The sequence below is a fragment of the Dysgonomonas termitidis genome (genome assembly GCF_054657735.1).
Map to the genome: position 1 here is coordinate 2,583,672 of NZ_BAAHYD010000002.1, position 16,956 is coordinate 2,600,627.

The following is a 16,956-nucleotide window of genomic DNA, read 5'->3' on the forward strand; positions in this document are numbered from 1 at the left end:
AATTTTGCACAAACAAAATGCAGAAAGTCTTTTTGGAAGAAAAGATAAATGTCTTGAACTATTTTTATGCCTAGAATAAATCTCAGAGGAATGGGGGTTGCTTTGATAACTCCTTTTAAAGACGATGAAAGCGTAGATTACGATGCACTGCTTCGTCTTGTAGATTACCAACTGCAAAATGGTACTGATTATCTCGTTGTGCTGGGAACTACAGCCGAAACCCCTACATTGACCGAAGATGAAAAGAAACAGATTGTGGAACTGGTAGTGAGCCGTGTGAATGGCCGGATTCCTGTTATTCTGGGTGAAGGTGGTAATAATACACGTGCCATCGTAGAGAAACTAAAAAAGAACGACTATGCAGGTATCGATGGTATTCTTTCCGTTGTGCCATACTATAATAAACCTTCGCAGGAAGGTATTTATCAGCATTATAAGGCGATTTCAGAGGCTTCGTCCCTGCCTGTTATATCATATAATGTACCGGGACGGACGGGGGTAAATATGACTGCTGATACGACATTGCGTATCGCTAATGATTTTCCGAATATAGTTGCGGTGAAAGAGGCTTCGGGTAATATGAGCCAGATGGATGAAATCATCAAGCGTAAGCCCGAAAATTTTGATGTCATATCGGGAGATGACGGAGTTACCTTCCCTTTGATAACCTTAGGGGCTATAGGGGTTATTTCCGTTATAGGGAATGCTTTTCCCAAAGAATTTAGCCGGATGACACGTCTGGCTCTTGAGGGTGACTATAGTAGTGCTCTAACGATACATCATAGCTTTAACGAATTATTCAATCTGCTTTTTGTGGATGGTAACCCGGCAGGAGTGAAATGTATGCTGAATATGATGGGATATATTGAAAATAGGTTACGCTTGCCTCTTGTGCCAACGCGTATTACCACATATGAACAAATAAGGAATGTTCTTATAGAGTTGAATATCAAGTGCTGATCAAGGTTTAGGTAATTTTTTTGCGAAAAACTGCCTTTCAGATTTGGAGAATATATAAAACTATTTTACCTTTGCATCGCAATTAAGCAATGGCTACGTAGCTCAACTGAATAGAGCATCTGACTACGGATCAGAAGGTTGCAGGTTTGAATCCTGCCGTGGTCACAAAATAAATATGAATAGGCGTGTAAATCAATGGTTTACACGCCTATTGTTTTAGGTACTTGTATGACGCTCAGTATTGATACGGTTCAGCCAGATAGGAGCAGGATTATTTATACTGGACCGTATCAGCTTATAATTCGGCCGTATTGACGGATTATACAGCGCAGTCCTATTATTTGTATGAAAGTCTCTAAAACATACACACCGAACCCTGATAGGCTTAAAATTGCCATTGGCGGATACTTTATATCTCCGACAAAGGTAGATTTCGACAGTGATCCTGATAATTATAGCTTGTCGCTTTCATCAACTCGGAAGAGAGCGGTGAAAGGCAGATTCTGGAAACAACCGACGAAGATTTCTACGCGCTTTAGCTTTCTCTTGGAGCTTGATGTAATATTTATCTATTAAATCCTTGTAGTTCCAGGCGTAGCCGGCACATATCATTTTTTTTATATGAATTTTATGTTTTAAAACCTGTTATCATATATTTAATATTAATTAAATTATGTTATTTTTATGCTTTGTTGGTGAAATATGAAGAAGACATTTATCACTATGATGGAAAGAGATATATTTCTTTTTATACAATATTGCTTGTAATCGTAATTTAAAGATTAATAATTAATATCTTAACTATGAAGCCTGCTCAAATTTTCTTCTTGCTGTCCCTGTGGGTGGCATTGCCTGTCCTCGGTCAACTTAACACTTCGCACAATTATTACCGTCCCGGTGATGTGTTAATAAAACAACAGGTCGAATTTGTAGATCCGGGAAAAGCCGGAGTGAACCGGATTTGGGACTTTAGTAAACTCAAAACCGTTAACGATGAATATACCCTCACCTATGGCTTGCCACCGCTGGAAGGTGACTCGGTCTATATACTGGGTAATATCCGCTACAACAAGAAGAAAGTATCGGATAATGAACTGATAGTAGGTACAGAGCATAATACCATGTATTACTACCGTCTTTCCAATGATTCTCTGCTACAGCAGGGCCATGAGAACCCCTCTGTCAAGCTGGCATATATTACTCCAATGACACTGATGCAATTCCCATTGAATTATGGTCAAACTGTTTCATCTGTTTATAAGTCGGAAGGTCTGTATTCGGGCACGGTGGATATCCGCACACAGGGAACTATGACCACTACAGCCGATGCCTACGGGAGAATGATACTGCCATCGGGGGATACGCTCAGCCCTGTGTTGAGGGTAAAGACCGTCCAGACAATTTATGATATACCCGCAGAAGGAAGTTTCACGGTAAATGAGGCTGACAGCAAAGGCAAATCCCTTGAGACCTGCCGCTGGTATAGCAAAGGCTACCGTTATCCGGTATTTGAGACAATTCGTAATATCAACCTGAATGACAGTACCGAAATCTTCTCGACAGCTTTCTTCTTCCCCCCGCAAGACCATCTGTACCTGGAAACCGACCCCGAAAATTTAGCCTTACTGGATGAATTATGGAAAGAGACGGAAAACAATAATCAGACAGATGATCCAACGGTAAAAACAGTTACACTGGATGATATAATGAGCTGTAAGCTATATCCTAATCCGGTAGAATCGATGCTGAACATCGAGTATGAACTCAAAGAGGATGCCAGGGTATCGTTTGAGTTATACTCTATTGAGGGACTACCGGTAAAAAAGATAGCAGCTAAAAGCAAAACGGCGGGCACTTATTATGAGACGGTAGACTGTTCGAACCTGCATCCGAAGAATTATGTACTCAGGATTACGGCGAATGGGGTGTTTGTGAATGAAGTAATTATTAAAAAGTAAAAAGATAATGCTATGAAAAGATATATTGTATTGGTATATATGCTGGTTTTAGCTCTAACTATACAATCACAGGACGTTAATGACTATTCTCACTATTTTTTATCACCGAATGCCGCATCGCTCCAAAAATTTGGAGATTATCCGGTAAGCCACCACAATGGATTAGTAAATATTTCTATTTCCCTATATAGCATTAAGTTGAACGAAGATGTAACCTTGAATGTACAGTTAGATTATCATGCATCCGGTATTAAGGTAGACGAAATAACAAGCTGGATCGGTGCAGGATGGGCATTATCAGCAGGAGGCGTAATCAATAGAGAACAAAGGGGATATAGGGATGAAGCAGGAAGCGGATTCTATTCTTATTCCATTAAAAATAAGGGGCATGTATTTCCGGAAGCCCCTTTGATGCCACATAGCAGCGATAACGATTATGCATTCTTAAACAAAATTACTAATGCCGGGTTTGACACGGAACCGGATATATTTACCTTCAATTTTAACGGGCAGACAGGTAAGTTTTTTGTAGACAATACCGGGGAATTCAGAATGTTGCCTCATTCTAATATTAAAATTGTGAAACATCCCCTGGGAAACAGGTTAGCAACGGGTAGCTGGGAACTTGTCGATGAATCAGGCACCAGGTATGTTTTCGGGGATTCGCCGACAGCCGGAATTGATATAATAAAATATTATGGATGGGAAGTTCCCGTTTCATGGTATCTTAGCAGTATCTATTCTTCCAGCGGAGAATTGCTGGCCAGCTTCTCTTATAATACTTCCCGGGAAGTATCATATACCACCACTTCATATACAACGATATTAAAACTTAAACATACAGATTGCTTATACACGAAAGAACCTACAATTGAGTATACCGGAGGAAAAACCGTAGATCTTACAGGCTGTAGTAATTTAACAGCTATAGACATTCCCAAACAGGGGAGAATCACATTCTCAGGAGGAATGAACAGGAGAGACGGCGTATCTACAACTGCACAATTGCTTGGCACAATTGAGCTTTCTGATAAAAGCAATAATAAAGTGAGCAGTTACTCCTTTGAGTATTCATTTTACAATAAACATTTTCTTGACAAGATAAAATATTCAGGAAAGGATAACTCATCAATAGATTACAGACAATTTGAATATTATGATAAAGGCACATTCCCTCCACGTGGTTCAAACGCTGTTGATATCTGGGGATATTATAACGGCATTATGACCAATACTACGAAGTTTCCCCGCTATTCCAGTTATGACCTGTCTATTGCTTATAAAGCGGCAGACCGTAGACCGACAGAAAAAGCAATGACAGGAACCCTTAAAAAGATAATTTACCCGACAAAAGGATATACGGTTTTTTCCCATGAAAATAATATTGCCAAAGCAAGGGAAAATGCCGACTATTTGATAGGTGAGAAAAAGCTATCCTCTTCTAATGCTCTTGATAGTTACGGAACCACTACCAAATCATTTATTATTGACAGAAAACAATGGGTTGCATTTAATTATAAATATGCATTCCATGAGGTAGGACTTTACACTTCAAAGATAGAAGTTCGTAAAGACGGAAAGCCTGTAGTAACCTGGGATGGAAATGGAAATGATTTTATCAGATGCCAAAATGAAGGAAACTGTACCGCCTCGAAAGATAGTTACAGCAACATGATTATGACGGGTGTATATGAACTCGAACTGGAACCCGGCACTTATAACTACACTATAACTGTTAGCGGTTTGAAGCCTGTGAATTTCATGGTTGGAACATCTCTCACTGTTAATTATACAGGGCTGGAAAGAATAGGAAGCAGTTTGGAACAATGGCTGGGAGGACTCCGAATAGCAAAAATCGAAAATTATGATGCAGATGGGAAGAGATTGAGTGAAGAAAAATTCTCATATGCCGATTCAAATGGAAATTCATCAGGGGTGGATGCTCCGGGGCCTTACTTTAAAATTGACAGGACTTATATAAAATGCATGGACCCATTGTTTGGCGTTGACGTTGTTGCTAGTCCCATGTATTCCTGTTATAATGTATATGAAGGTATATCTGAGCAAAGTGTAAGAAATGTTACATATCCTGTAGTACAATATGAGAATATAATTGTTGATAAAATGGAGGACTCAAAGCCGGTCCTTCGTTCCGAATATAAATATAAAGTAAAACAGTATACGGAATACCTCTTTGGCATAGCTCATTCTGTTTTAGGTTATCTTGAAGCCTATCGCCAGAGTGAAGATAACTATCAATACGGATTCCTGGTAAGTAGAAAAGATTACGAAAAGCGGGACAATTCTTTCATTTCAGTCAGGGAAGAGTATAATGACTATACACCTCTGCCCATAAAGAAGATTACCGCGTATCATGTAGAGAAAAAATATGTGGAGTATGACTCGCAATGTAGAAATTTAAATGACCAAAGAGTCGATTTTAAATATTCCGCATACAAACTGGTTTCCGGAGCTTCATACTTAGCAAAGAAAAGTATTAAAACAACGGATAAAACGGGTAATTCAATAACGGTAGTTCAGAACTATTCATATAATAATTCATTCTATTTACAACCATCGGACATAGTACAAACTGATAGTAGAAATAATGAAGTAAAACAAGAAATGAAATACCCTTATGATAAATCGGATGCTGTATATATAAAGATGAAAGAACTGAATATCATTAACAAGCCCGTTGAAAAGATAAATAAAGTGAATAATATTAATGCTGAAACAAACAGATATAACTATAGTTTTTTCAATGATAATAAGAATATAGAAATAGCCTCAATTGAGAACAAGTACAATGGAAATGATTTTATAGCAGAAAATACCTTCACAAGATATGATAAATCAGGCAATATCCTTGAGCATATAACAAAAGACGGCGTTATCACAATATTGGTCTGGAGTTACAGCGGCCAGTACCCGATAGCTGAAATCAAGAATGCCACATTCACAGAAGTGGAGGTTGCAGCAAAAACGGTATTTTCAGTAGCCAATACCGATGCCTTGTCCGCGCAATTAACACCGAATGAGGCCAAACTTAAAGACGGTAGCCTGCAAAGAGCTTTGGCTAACGCCCTTGTCACCACCTACACATACAAACCTTTGGTAGGGATGCTTACGGCTACCGGCCCGTCGGGTGTAACTACTTACTATGAATATGATGCTTTCGGGCGGCTGGAAGAAACCTATATCAAGGACGCCTCGGGCAATAAGCAGACTGTCCAGAAATACGACTACCATTACCAGAACCAGTAACCAGATACAGCTATGAATACAAAATATATTTATATCATCCTGTTCCTCATACTATGTGTTGGAACATTGTCCGGGCAAAACACGATGTCCAGCCCTGTGGATTTAGGCACTAAAAGCGGTTCGTTCACCTATACCGATACGAAGAACACAAGCAGCTATACGAATAATTACACAGGACGTTCGACCAGTGATGTATATTATAAATTCACTACCACCACAGCGATGGATGTGGTTATCTCGCATTGCGGCTCGGCTGTCAGCGACACCTATGTCTACCTGCTGAACTCTTCCGGGGGACTTTTAGCTTCCAATGACGACTATAGCGGGGAAGGTAAATGTTCGACCACGACACAGTCCTACCTGAAAATGACGAACCTTGCGGCAGGGACCTATTATGTGGTTTCGGAAGGTTACAGCCAGAACGGGAATATCACAACCACGATACAGGGAACGGTCCAAAAGGTTGAATACGACCTGGGTAGTAAAAGCGGCTCGTTTACCTATACCCATACGCAGAATACAGCCAGTTGCCCGAACAGTTATACGGGGCAATCCTCCAACGATGTATTTTATAAGTTCACAACCACCGTTGTAATGGATGTAGTTATCTCGCATTGCGGCTCGGCTTTATCCGATACCTATGTACACCTTCTGGACGCTTCGGGAACCCGGATTGCCTACAATGACGACTATAGTGGGGAGGGTAAATGTTCGACTACGACACAGTCCTTCCTGAAAATGACGAACCTTGCACCGGGAACCTATTATGTAGTCTCGGAAGGCTACAGCCAGAACGGGAATATAACGACCGCCATACAAGGCATAGTCCCGGTTGTCGGCATGGGTGTAGGTTCTACCGACCGGAACTACATCCATACCCGCACCTATACCGATGAAGCGGGGACTACTTACCTCGACCAGGTACAATACTTCGATGGCCTGGGACGTCCTGTGCAAACAGTACAGAAAGCCATCACACCGGGAACGGATGTATCGGCAAGGAAAGACCTCATTAGCTTGCAGGAATACGACGCTTTCGGGCGGGAAGATAAAGCATGGCTTCCTGCCGTTGTTTCCGGTAACAATGGTGCTTATGTGACGCCCGAAACCGTAAAGACAAACGCCATAACCTCTAATGCCAGCGACCAGAAGCCTTATTCCTATCCCGTCTATGAAGCCTCGCCATTAAACAGGGTACTGAAACAGTTCGGCCCCGGGGCTGACTGGCAGAATACAGCCAATGAAAAAGCCGTGCTAACCGCATATAAAACCAATATAGCAGGCGATGCCACTTTGAACTGCAAGCTATACTTCATCACAGTGACAAGCCAGAGCCCGACCCTGGGCCAAACCACCAATTATACCACAGGGCAACTCTATGTAACAGAATTAAAAGATGAAGACGGCAATGCATCCTATGAGTTCAAGGACAAACTGGGACAGGTAGTCCTTACCCGCCAGATGGACGGGACAACGCCCCTCGACACCTATTATGTCTATGACGATTTTGGCAACCAATGCTATGTGTTACCCCCACGGATACAGGACGAAGGGATAGCACAAACAAAGCTCGACGAACTGGCTTACCAGTATAAATACGACAACCGCAACCGCTGTATATGGAAGAAGCTTCCCGGTTGTGAACCTATCCGTTACGTTTACGATAAAGCCGACAGGCTGGTATATACACAGGACGGAGTACAGTACAATAAAAGTCCGAAGGAATGGACGTTCATTATCCCCGATGCTTTCGGGCGGGTGGTACTGACAGGCATATGCAAGGATACCATCCCGGTAAGCAACAAGGTGGTCAAAGGCGTATATGCAAGTACAGGCAGCTACAAAAGGTATAATATACAGGTCGATGGCGTCAACAAGACCTTTACCAATACCCCGTCTATCCTGTCCGTTAATTTCTATGACAACTACGATTTCCGGGGCATGGCTGAAATACCGGCAAGCGGAACGGAGTATAACCCCGAAACAGGCTACGGTACATGGTATGGGACGGATTATTCCGATGCCAACAAGTATAAGAACAAAGGAATACTGACAGGCACACTTACTGCACAGATGAATTACGACGGCACAATATCTTCCACCCCTTCCTCTTATCTCTATTCGGTGATGTATTATGACAGCAGGGGAAGACTTATCCAAACAAAGGGTAACAACCAGCTTGCCGGAGGAATTGAAAAAGAATACATCGCCTATAACTTCACCGGGCAGCCGGTCAAGAAACTGCATGTGCACACCAAGGATGCCAACGGAGGAGGAAAGCTGACCGAGCTGTATACTTATACCTATGACCACGCAGGCCGCCTGCTGACAACCACACATCAGCTAACAGACGGGACAACGGTAAAACCGCAGGTAACACTGGCGGAAAACTCTTATGATGATTTGGGTAGGTTGAAGACTAATAAGAAAGGAGGAGTGGCAGGTACGCTGGCTACTTACGCTTATAATGTGCGTTCGTGGACGAAATCAATCTCCAGCCCGCTGTTTACCGAAACGCTGTATTATAATGAATCCTACGGAGGCAGCGCCAGGCTGTATAATGGCAATATCTCGGCAATGAGCTGGAAGCATAATACCGAGACCAATCCACGCGGTTACGCCTTTGTTTATGACAACCTGTCGCGGCTGACAAAAGCCAGCTATCTGATCAACGGTGCCGTGCAGACTTATAATGCAAACACCCCAACCAACCCTATCTATCAGACAGCTTACAGTTATGATAAGCATGGGAATATGAAAACCCTACAACGTTATGGTAATATCGATGCAGCGAAATACGGATTGATTGATAACCTGACAATGACTTATGTCGGTAATCAGATGACAAGGGTAGATGAGGCGGCAGCAGCCATCAGCATTGCTGAATCAATGGACTTTAAGAATGGCAGTAATGTAGCCAACGAATACACCTACAATGCCAATGGGGCGATGAATAAAGATTTGAATAAGGGGATTACCGAAATCCAATATAATTCGTTAAATTTACCAAGGCAAATGATAATCAATAGTTCTTCGGTAAAGGCCAAGAATTATTATACTTACTCGGCTTCAGGCGTGAAGCTGAGGACAGAGCAGCGATACGATCCTAATTATACGGTAACGCCGTCCAATGCGACCAATCCGACAAATGATGGATTGGCTGACTATAAGAATACGGATTATGCAGGCAATATCATCTATGAAACAGTAAAGAGCGGTTCTACAATAACGAATAAAACGCGGATACTGGTTTCCGGAGGATACATCGAGGGTGGAGTATATTACTACTACCTGACCGACCACTTGGGTAACAACAGAGTGGTAGCCAATGCCAGCGGTACTGTTATACAAAGGAACCACTACTATCCATTTGGCATGTCCTTTGCCGATACACCGTTGGCTGAGCAGGGAAAGCAGCCGTACAAGTACAATAATAAGGAGCTGGATCAGATGCACGGGCTGAATATGTATGATTATTCGGCTAGATATTTGGCTTTGGATGTTCCAAGGTTTACAACTGTGGATCCATTGGCGGAGAAGTATTATAGTTGGAGTCCATACTGTTACGTTGGTAACAATCCGTTGAGACTTACTGATCCAACAGGGATGGATTGGGAAGATGAAAAAAGTAGAAAATATGCCGAGAAATTATCTGCTGATATGAGTAATCGTGTATCTTCTTTAAATAAAGAGAGGCAAACAGTTGCAAATAATTATGTAAAAGCCCTTAAGAGTGGAGATTCAGAAAAGGCTGGTCAATTACTTGCCGAAGGTTTAGGGCTTCGTGCTAGTATAGAAGATTTAGAAAGTGGTATTACTGAATTAACAGCAATGGGTGACACCAAAGATCAGACATTTGCTTTTAAAAAAATATCAGGAAATGAAGGTAGCACAGAAAAAAGAGACGGGGTCATAGAAATGCAAGTTACTGGTACTTCTATTGGGGTTCATGAGTCTGCCCATGGCTATGATCTTTGGAAAGGGGGAGGAATCACAAGAAGCAATTTTGCTCCCCGAGAGATTAAAGCATACGGCAGGCAGTTTTCTTATGATAAATCTTCTTTGCCTAATTCATATTGGGGTGGTATTTCTAACCGGAGTAACATAACGGAAGGTTGGGTTTATGGAGTTTATAATGAGGTGGGAGGAGTCAGAAATTATCTGTATGCTGATAAGTTATTAGAAAATTCAAGAGTTCAGTATACATCTGCCGCAGTAGAACGATTGTTAGACCAAAGACGTAAAAGCGGATTGCCATGAAAAAGAGTTTTGTATACTTATTGTGTTTTATTTGTATCATATGTTACTCATGTGTGTCTTCCTTTAAATTAGGTAGATACAATGGTAGAAACAATAGTGGAAATCCCAATGATTTCACCTTTTTTGCAGACTCTACATTCAGTTATAATTATTATGGCTCAATAGGGAAGCATTCTTCGGGCAAATATGGAATAAGGGACAATAGAATAATTTTGAATAGTAACATTAGTAACACGACTATACCGGTAGAATGTTTGGTTATTCCATCAGATTCATTAATAGAGAAAAACAGGGTAACTTTTTCATTTAATCTTTCAGAAGAAGAGCAAAAGGGCTACAAATGTATACCTATTCTGAATAATGATACTTTAAATAATAAAGAGGGAATAATTTATTTTACTCAGGGCATACAAATAGATGAAAAATGGGGAAACTATACAATATATTACACAGAGCCTATAGATAGTATAAAATTATGGATATTGAAAGATCCATTTATTGGCCGTCCAACAAGGATCCTAACAACAAAGACTATGTACTTTGATAAAGTAATAGGGAAAGATATTACCTTCAATCTAACAATTAATGATTCTCTATTTGGCTATAGAGTTTTTGATAATATAGAATTAGCCATAAAGAGAAATAAAATCATATTTATAGACATAGAGGAAAATAAAAAAAATGCTCTTTATTTAAGGCAAGATTGAGAAATGCTAAAAGTATACCCCCGCTCGCGCAGACGTCCCGTCTGAGTGTTGCGTAGCAATAATTATAATCCTGTCGGTATCATCATCGGCAGGATAATTTATCTATAGTATTATACATTTTGTTCAACGGAACGGAAAAGATACAGGATGAAAATTATTGAAGAATCTGTTACGTTTGTTACCTTTTAACTATATATGGTTAATTAATATGAAATTAGCTGTGGAGGAAAGAAATAGAAAAAGTGTAACTTTTGTAACTTTTTTCGTTAAATTTACCGCAGGTAATGATAATAAACAGCCCGACGGCCAAAGCTAAAAATTATTACACCTACTCGGCATCAGGCGTGAAGCTGAGGACAGAGCAGCGTTATGACCCGAACCTGAATGTGTCGCCTGTTAATACCACAAACCCGGCTAATGACGGATTGCCGGATTATATGAATAGGGATTATGCAGGCAATATTATCTACGAAACGGCAAAAAACGGATCGGCGATTACCAACAGGACAAGGATATTGGTAGACGGCGGATACTGGGAAAATAATGTTTACTATTTCTATGTGACCGACCATTTGGGAAATAACCGTGTGGTAGTAAACCAGAGTGGGACAGTTACCCAGAAAAACCATTATTACCCGTTCGGTACTGCTTTTGCGGATAAGTATGATAACGGGACAAACCAGCCGTACAAGTATAATGGTAAGGAATTGGACGGTATGCACCAGTTGAACCTGTATGATTATTCTGCGAGGTATTATGAGAGCGCATTGGGAAGGTTTACAAGTGTCGACCCGCATGCGGAGAAGTATTATAGTATCAGTCCATATGTGTACTGTAATAATAATCCATTGAAGTATATTGACCCAGATGGGAAAGATGGAATTTTTATAGCTTTCCCTGATTATAAGATTTCTACTCCTGTTGGTAAAGTTGGAGGATTAGGTCATGCTGGAGTTTTACTTATTGACAATAAAACTGGATATACTAAATATTACGAATATGGTAGATATGACAAAGAAGAAAAGGGCTTAGTTCAAACACATTCTGTTTCTAATGTAAAAATAGGAAAGGATGGAAAACCAACAGAGGAATCCTTAAATAAAGTATTAGGGCAAATATCAGATAAAGCGGGACAAAAAGGGAAAATAGAAGGAGCATATGTAGAGAGTGACAAATTTGATGAGATGAAAGATTATGCAGAATCTAAAAAAGCGGAAAACAGCAATTCTGATAGAAAAGAATATACATTGACAGGAAACAATTGTGGAACATTTGCAGCTGATGTCTTAAAGCAAGATCCAGATGTAAAAAAGAAAGCTCCAACAACTATTATCGCACGACCAAACGGTATGGTGAAAGATTGGCAAAGTAATTTTGAAAAAATCACATATGACCCTAATAAAGATAAAAAGGAATAATGATGGAAGATAAAAGTATTTCACTGATAGAAATGTTCTTATTAACAGTATATTTAGGTTCTATTGTATATCTAATAGGATTGATTATTTTTATTTTTTTGATTTATAGAAAATTTAATAATAAGCTTAATTTAGTCATATTAAGCTTTGTTCAACTCTTATTATCTATAATACTTTCAATCCTTATATGGCGATTCTGGCCTTTAGAAATTGATATTATACAAGGTTTAATCTTTTTACCAAGTATCTGCGCAGAAGTTATATCTGTATTATTATTGTATCTAATCATTCAGGGATATAAGAATAGAAAGCCAATAAACTAACCGATGACAAACGGCTGCTCAAATAAGTAGCCGTTTATTTTTTATACGCCTGCCTAGTTTTGGCATGCTGAATCAGCCTATCCACCGCATACATGAATTCGACTACTCCAGTTATCGGTTCGGCTATAAATCCTACCGCCCTGAATGTGACCCAGACAACGGATTATGTCGGGAATGTTATCTATGAAAACGGAACCCTGAAAAGAATATTAGTTGACGGAGGATATAATGACGGAGGAAATTATTACTTTTACATCAACGACCATCTGGGTAACAACCGGATAGTAGCCAATGCGGCGGCATCGGTGGTTCAGAGTACACAGTATTATCCTTTCGGGATGCCGTTTGCGGATGCAACGGGGCCGGATGTTCAGCCGTACAAGTATAATAATAAGGAGTTGGATGGCAGGAACGGACTGAATATGTATGATAATTTTGCCCGTTTGTATGACCCTGTGATACCACATACGCCTATGTCAGACCCGCATGCGGAGAAATATTATAATATGTCTCCGTATTCGTGGATAGGGAATAATCCGATGAAAGTAATTGACCCGTCCGGAATGGATACGACCCATGTAGCGTATAATAGTATGGATAATCAGGACTATCAAATTCAAGCAAATCTGTCTGGAGGAGAGGGAATGATTGTTGTAGACAATCCTTTGCCTGACGTTTTTATTGATGGGGTTGCACCTATTAAGTCTCCTTTTGATTATTGGGCTATTTCTTTATCAGGTTCTGCTGTTTGTGGTGTAGGGTTTTATGGGGATATTACAATCGGAATAATAGGAAAAGATGGCATTTTTATTCAACCTTCAATAGGTTTTGGAGGAGGTCTTGATATTTCGGGTTCTGTTAATATTAAACAAGGTGTCTATAAAGGAGCGGGAAAACCTACAGCAACAAGCTTAGAAGGAACAAATAGAGATATTTCTGGAGGAGCTTCATTCGTAAATATGGGATATAGCGAGGATCGGGTTGAAACCTATAATTCAAGAAACATTGTTACTAGTGTAACTAATGGAAATGCTTGGAATGTATATTCTGGAGGGGTAACTTTTGGTTCTAAGAGCATTGTTGGAGGCCATTTTGGACTTTCTCAAACATTTGGGACTACTTATTTATATAAAAAATAATGAGCTATGAAACATATATCAGTATATTTATTGATGTTTTTATGTGGATGTATCTGTTTTGGATGTCATAAAAATAAGGAAGTAATTCTAAATATGGAAGTAGAAGGTGTTATCATCAGTATCTATCAAGATAGAAAAAACCATGAAGTCTACACCTTTACCATAAAGTCAAATAGTTGGTACGATGGGACTTTTATTGCAGATTTTTATCCAAAGAGTTGGTTATACGCTTCAATAGGAGATTCTATAATTAAGAAGAAGAACGAAGATTTTATAACAATAAAAAAAGAAACGGTTCCTCTATGACATTTAAAACACGAATAAAATAATAAAATACCCCTGTCTTTCGGGATATGTAATTCTTATCACAAAAATCCTGCCGATATCATTATCGGCAGGATAATTTATCTATAGTATATACATTTTATTCAGCGGAGCAAAAAAGATACAGCATGAAAATTATTGCAAAATATGTTACGTTTGTTACCTTTTAACTATATATGGTTAATTAATATGAAATTAGTCATGGGGAAGAAAGAGATAAAATAGTGTAACTTTTGTAACTTTTTTCCTTAAATTTACCGCAGGTAATGATAATAAACAGCCCGACAGCCAAAGCTAAAAATTATTATACCTACTCGGCATCAGGCGTGAAGCTGAGGACGGAACAGCGATACGACCCTAATTATACGGTAACACCATCTAATGCAACCAATCCCGCAAATGACGGGCTGGCTGATTATATGAATAGGGATTATACAGGCAATATTATTTATGAAACGGCAAAAAACGGATCGGCGATTACCAACAGGACAAGGATTCTGGTAGACGGCGGATACATCGAGGGTGGAGCATATTGCTACTACCTGACCGATCACTTGGGTAACAACAGAGTGGTAGCCAATGCCAGCGGTACTGTTATACAAAGAAACCACTACTATCCGTTTGGTATGTCCTTTGCCGACACACCACTGGCAGAGCAGGGAAAACAGCCGTATAAGTATAATGGTAAGGAATTAGATCAGATGCACGGATTAAATATGTATGATTATTCGGCTAGACATTTGGCCTTAGATGTTCCGAGGTTTACGAGTATTGACCCTAAAGCGGAATTATATTATAGCTGGTCACCATATGTCTATGTGGCAAATAATCCTTTGAAATTTATAGACCCAACAGGCATGATTAAATTATTAGCTATAACAATGGGCTATGAGTCGAAATATAGAGGACAAATGCTATCTTCCAATCAAAAAGGAGTTGAACATCACGAAGTTAACAAAGGTGTCGGAGATTTAGTGTCTATCTTAAAAACAGCAACTAGTTCAGACCCTGAAGGTATTGGCTTTATATCCCTATGGTCTTATGGCTCTGCTAATGGGGTATTTGGTGAAGATTTTAAAAATAATAACATATATACATCCGCTTTAAGTGAGTTAAAAACAGCTATTGAAAAGGGGGAAGTCGTATTTCATGAAAACGCTATTATATATCTTGGAGCTTGCAATGCCGGAACCAGAGAATTCGCTTCAACCTTAGCTCAAATAACAGGGGCAAGGGTTATCGCGGCAAATGATAAGGTAACTCCGATAACGGAAAATGCCAACGAGATGGTATACAGTACTGGTTTTCCGAAAAAGAATAGCTTCTATGAATTTTCTATGTACGACAATCCTAAAAAAATAGGAGGTAGAACTGATGTTATAGAATGGCTAGATAAAGCCAAAAGAGCAACCTCTTCTAATATTGAGCCTATTTCTGCCCAACAAACTTGGAATGAAGTCATGTCTTTTATACAGAATGCAATGAGTGTTAATTCCAATATAAAATTAATAATTCAATGAAAATCATTTGTATCATATTAGTATTGTTAGGCTTTAATTTTAATTTTTCTTTTGATAATGTTAAAGTCAACATCTGCTCTATTCAGAATAGAGATGCTTTTAGTTTGAATTGCGATAGCCTAATCAATGTGTACAGAGATAATTCTATTCGTAGCATTTTACCTGATAGTTTAAGCTTCATTTATATGCAACCTTCAATTGAAGGACAGTTTGTCCGTTACATACTTATTGCAGACTCAATGCTTTATGATGAGCCGGCCGGTGATATAATTGGCTCTTTAATCGTTTATGAAACAAAGAATTGTAACAAAGGAAGTTTATTTGTAGAGTTTATATCAAATATCTTTCCTACAATTTCAGTGTATAACAATCAACTTAAAGTCGGATCATCTACTGATGATTTGATAAAAGTATTAGGAACCCCTTATAAAATAATCGAGGATCACTATTTATATAAAAGCTTAAGTAACAATTTTATAGGCATATATTCCACTAAAAATGGGAATATAACAAATTTTAGAATAGGGATATATAACAGGAAAATACTAAGTTCTATTGAAGGCAACTTGGAATTATTGCTAAAACACAATCCTTAAAGTTTATATCTCCCGCTCGCGCGACGTCCCGTCTGAGTGTTGCACAGCATAATTATAATCCTGCCGGTATTATCATCGGCAGGATAATTTATCTATAGTATATACATTTTGTTCAACGGAGCAAAAAAAATACAGGATAAAAGTTATTGCAAAATCTGTTACTTCTGTTACCTTTTAACTATATATGGTTAATGAATGTAAAATTAGCTATGGGAAGAATGAAATAGAAAAAGTGTAACTTTTGTAACTTTTTCCTTAAATTTACCCCGGATGATGGATATAAAAAGTCCCGTTGCAGAGGCAAGGAACGAATATACCTATAGTGCGTCAGGCAGGGAACTGAAGTGGTACAGAAATGGAACCCTAATTTTTCTACAGCTCCTGTTATCGGTTCGGGTATCAACATGACATCGCTGACTCAAGCCAGGACCACTGATTATATAGGTAATATCATCTATGAAAATAATGCGTTGAAACGGAGAAA

11 protein-coding genes and 1 tRNA gene are annotated in these 16,956 nt (G+C 39.2%); all 12 read left to right on the top strand.

Features of this window, described 5'->3' with window-relative positions; all coding sequences use genetic code 11:
* The first annotated feature begins 66 nt into the window (after positions 1-66).
* The 12 genes from dapA (at position 67) to ACYQ3L_RS14965 (ending at position 16,472) form a co-directional block, all read left to right on the top strand.
* Positions 67-960, top strand: coding sequence for a 4-hydroxy-tetrahydrodipicolinate synthase (gene dapA / locus ACYQ3L_RS14910; RefSeq protein WP_380001629.1), 894 nt, complete (start codon positions 67-69; stop codon positions 958-960).
* 91 nt (positions 961-1,051) lie between these two features.
* Positions 1,052-1,125: transfer RNA gene (locus ACYQ3L_RS14915), tRNA-Arg, on the top strand.
* A 180-nt stretch (positions 1,126-1,305) separates the two neighbouring features.
* Positions 1,306-1,536, top strand: a complete 231-nt coding sequence (locus ACYQ3L_RS14920; RefSeq protein WP_380001627.1) for a hypothetical protein — start codon at positions 1,306-1,308, stop codon at positions 1,534-1,536.
* A 227-nt stretch (positions 1,537-1,763) separates the two neighbouring features.
* A complete protein-coding gene (locus ACYQ3L_RS14925) occupies positions 1,764-2,918 on the top strand; it encodes a T9SS type A sorting domain-containing protein (RefSeq protein WP_380001625.1) in 1,155 nt (384 codons plus the stop codon).
* A 12-nt stretch (positions 2,919-2,930) separates the two neighbouring features.
* Positions 2,931-6,185, top strand: coding sequence for a hypothetical protein (locus ACYQ3L_RS14930; protein WP_380001623.1), 3,255 nt, complete (start codon positions 2,931-2,933; stop codon positions 6,183-6,185).
* Positions 6,186-6,197: 12 nt separating this feature from the next.
* Positions 6,198-10,445 carry a DUF6443 domain-containing protein gene (locus ACYQ3L_RS14935; RefSeq protein WP_459952435.1) on the top strand — a complete coding sequence of 1,416 codons (4,248 nt, stop codon included), beginning with the start codon at positions 6,198-6,200 and terminating at the stop codon, positions 10,443-10,445.
* The gene (locus ACYQ3L_RS14940; RefSeq protein WP_380001021.1) at positions 10,442-11,152 is read left to right on the top strand and encodes a hypothetical protein; all 711 of its coding nucleotides are present in this window, start codon (positions 10,442-10,444) and stop codon (positions 11,150-11,152) included. The genes ACYQ3L_RS14935 and ACYQ3L_RS14940 overlap by 4 nt, the downstream gene beginning before the upstream one ends.
* Positions 11,153-11,436: 284 nt before the next feature.
* The gene (locus ACYQ3L_RS14945; protein ID WP_380001019.1) at positions 11,437-12,570 is read left to right on the top strand and encodes an RHS repeat domain-containing protein; all 1,134 of its coding nucleotides are present in this window, start codon (positions 11,437-11,439) and stop codon (positions 12,568-12,570) included.
* Between the two features lie 415 nt (positions 12,571-12,985).
* On the top strand, positions 12,986-14,032 hold the full coding sequence (locus ACYQ3L_RS14950) for an RHS repeat domain-containing protein (RefSeq protein ID WP_380001018.1): 1,047 nt from the start codon (positions 12,986-12,988) through the stop codon (positions 14,030-14,032).
* Between the two features lie 6 nt (positions 14,033-14,038).
* Complete coding sequence (locus tag ACYQ3L_RS14955) at positions 14,039-14,338, top strand: hypothetical protein (RefSeq protein ID WP_380001016.1); 300 nt, start codon at positions 14,039-14,041, stop codon at positions 14,336-14,338.
* A gap of 284 nt (positions 14,339-14,622) precedes the next feature.
* On the top strand, positions 14,623-15,876 hold the full coding sequence (locus ACYQ3L_RS14960) for an RHS repeat domain-containing protein (RefSeq protein WP_380001014.1): 1,254 nt from the start codon (positions 14,623-14,625) through the stop codon (positions 15,874-15,876).
* Positions 15,877-16,061: 185 nt separating this feature from the next.
* Entirely contained in the window at positions 16,062-16,472 is a 411-nt protein-coding gene (locus ACYQ3L_RS14965) for a hypothetical protein (protein WP_380001012.1), read from the top strand.
* The last annotated feature ends 484 nt before the right edge of the window (positions 16,473-16,956 follow it).